The sequence below is a fragment of the Stutzerimonas stutzeri genome, assembly GCF_013522825.1.
Lineage (GTDB): Bacteria > Pseudomonadota > Gammaproteobacteria > Pseudomonadales > Pseudomonadaceae > Stutzerimonas > Stutzerimonas stutzeri_AK.
Genome location: NZ_JAAMQZ010000089.1, coordinates 1 through 2,000 on the forward strand (window position 1 = coordinate 1; position 2,000 = coordinate 2,000).

Genomic DNA, 2,000 nt, shown 5'->3' on the forward strand with positions numbered 1-2,000 from the left:
GCCACCCCTGCGTCGCTGCGCTCCGACTGCCCGGCCGGATGGCCGTGGAACAGGTGGCCAGATGGCCCTGGAATGCCTGGCCAGATGAGAGCGGACTGGGTGGCCGGATGGCGTGGAATCCGCAGCAGGGTTTGCTGACACTGCTCAGTCAATCCTGCGAGGGCCTCCAATGACCCTGGTATCGCAACGAGGCCGTGCCGGCGACTGTCGTAGCGGCACCAGTTCGCCGCGCCCGGGAGGTGGGCCAGGATGTGGATGGGGTGGATAGCGCCAGCAGATGGGGTGGGCCGAAGCTCCAGATCGAAGCCGTAGTCGGATTCGGCGATGGCTTGTGTACGTGTACTGCGCCACAGTAGCTGGCTCAACTGATCATCGCTCAAGGCCTGGAACGTTCGCCTGGTGCGTCTGTTCTCCAGAAGGTAGAAGATGTCCCGCTCGCGGACACCTTCTACCTCGGGCAACGCATGAAAACGGCCATCAGGCCAGGCGTACGGCTGATAGTGCCCTGGCTCTGGCCTTACGGTTGGGCTACTCAGCGTGATCCAGTCCATGCTCGATCTCGTGCCAAACCTCAAAATACTTGTAGCAGCCTCGGCAGTTACCACAGGGCACGTTTGATTTGTGGCAGCTATGAGCCCAGGCGAGCATTGAGGATGGGACGTTGGCTTCTTTGACTAACTCGAACGTGCTCAGATGAATCGCAGGCGCCTCGACGGTCATCTCACCTTCTTGGATGACCATCAGCTGGTTGATCGCCGCGATGAATTCCGGTGTGCCGTCGCGGTGTGAGCCATCCGACTTCACAGTGCCCAGGTAGAGCGTGTTCACACCCAGGCTGATTGCCTTCATGGCCGCCAGTGTGACGAGCAGCTGATTGCGATAGGGCCACCAGTCACTTGCAGGTGCATGTGCATCAGCCTTGCCGCCCGCCATGTCGCCGGAGCCGACAGCGCGGCAATCGATCGAGATGACATGGTGCTCAATACCGAGCTGTTTACAGAGGGTGGTGGAGGCGGAGATCTCGGCCTCTGCGGCCAACTGGCCATAATTCAGCGTGATACCGACTTCGGGACGCAGCCACCAGGCGATGGCGAGTGAGTCCATGCCACCTGACAATAGAAGAGCGCGCTTCATAGTTCTGCTGCCTTCCAAGCGGTCTGGTAAATGGCGGTCACGAAGTCATCGGAGATGATACAGCCGGATCCGGCCATCATTTTCTGATCCTCCTCCGACTCGTTTTCCACGTACAGGATGACGGGCTTCTTGAGTGCTCGCGCGTAGCCGATCTCATAGATCGTGCCGGCGTCGAGACCATCACCGATAGCGAGCATGAGATCGCACTCATGAATGGCCTCAAGATCCTGATGCACGACTTCCTCTGCGGGCCCGTGCCCGACGTCATGCACCGGAGAGAACACATTCAGCCCCATCGCCAGGAGCTGACTCCGCGCTTCTTCGACCAGCCAAAGCTGTGACAACGAGAAGAAGGGGCCTGCCAGATATACCAGAGGGGCTCTACCGCTTTTCGACTTCTTCGGCATGCTGGCCGCGTCGGGGTTGTACGCGCTGAGTTCAGCCTTCGACGCGAAGCCTTGGGACTCACAATAAAAGGCGGTTGCCCGTGAAGCCAGCATCGCCGCTTCCAGTGGGGGCAGCGCCTCCTCAATCCAGAAGTAGGCAAAGGTCGCGACGAAGACGTCTCCTGACCCGACCTTCCAGACCTTGGGCGTCACGAATGAGGGGATGTGGTGTGTCCGATCTTCATGCAACAGCAGTGCGCCGGCTGGGCCCATCTTGATGATGACGATTTCGGCGTGCTGCGACTTGGCAAGGGCGCGGGCCAAGTCAGTTGCGCTCAGATCACTGCTGTCATGTGCGGATTCCACGCCATCCGGCCACCCAGTCCGCTCTCATCTGGCCAGGCATTCCAGGGCCATCTGGCCACCTGTTCCACGGCCATCCGGCCGGGCAGTCGGAGCGCAGCGACGCAGGGGTGGCAT

General features: G+C 60.5%; 3 protein-coding genes. All 3 read right to left on the reverse strand.

All coding sequences use genetic code 11. The features are described 5' to 3' along the window. On the reverse strand, positions 1–551 hold a 551-nt coding region (locus G7020_RS23670), incomplete at its 3' end, for a hypothetical protein (protein ID WP_181087212.1). Beyond that, entirely contained in the window at positions 529–1,134 is a 606-nt protein-coding gene (locus G7020_RS23675) for a 7-cyano-7-deazaguanine synthase (RefSeq protein WP_058410828.1), read from the reverse strand. The genes G7020_RS23675 and G7020_RS23670, both read right to left, overlap by 23 nt. Further along, complete coding sequence (locus G7020_RS23680) at positions 1,131–1,886, reverse strand: PfkB family carbohydrate kinase (RefSeq protein ID WP_181087213.1); 756 nt, start codon at positions 1,884–1,886, stop codon at positions 1,131–1,133. The genes G7020_RS23675 and G7020_RS23680 overlap by 4 nt, the downstream gene beginning before the upstream one ends. Positions 1,887–2,000: the final 114 nt, after the last annotated feature.

Excerpts from the sequence above, each read along its gene's own strand:
- G7020_RS23675 (WP_058410828.1), bottom strand. The coding sequence starts at position 1,134 with ATGAAGCGCGCTCTTCTATTGTCAGGTGGCATGGACTCACTCGCCATC.